Annotated in this window: 1 pseudogene; it reads left to right on the plus strand. The window is 43.3% G+C overall.

From position 1 onward, the window contains the following. Nucleotides 1–214: 214 nt before the first annotated feature. A pseudogene (locus WMO38_RS15185) lies at nt 215–536 on the plus strand (multidrug transporter); the annotation flags it as partial.

Here is a 536-nt window from a genome sequence, read left to right on the forward strand (position 1 = left end):
TGGGGGCAGAAAGCGCCCCCAAAGTAGCAAAGTGGGGGCAAAAAGCGCCCCCACTTTCATAAACAGAGGGTTTTAGGGAGATTTTCTCCCTAACTAGATGGCATTAGGACAGAGATGTCTCTAATGCGTATCTAGCCGTAAACCTAAGAGATTCAGACAGGCGTGTGGGTGGAAGAGATATACAAAACACGGATAAGGGAGGTGCAGGAAAGCAATGGATAAAGAACTTACAATAATCGCAGAACCAGAGGAACTTATTGCCTGGGCAGACACATTTGATATCTTACTAAACCCTTCGATAGAAGATGCTGCAATTCTGCTTAACTATATGGAAGGACATGATTATGCCATTGGCATAGATTCAGATGGGAAGATGTACAGGCAGGATGTAGCTGAGGAGAATGGTGAAATTGAACCATACCCGATAGATGATGTTATAGATATTGTCTGTGAATGGAACTATGAACTGATACTTGATGCGGAAGCACACAGGAGTGATCCAAAGGATTTTAACGACTATAACGAGTATCAGAGCA

This window comes from Lachnospira hominis (ex Hitch et al. 2025), from assembly GCF_040096395.1.
GTDB classification, from domain to species: Bacteria; Bacillota; Clostridia; order Lachnospirales; family Lachnospiraceae; genus Lachnospira; species Lachnospira hominis.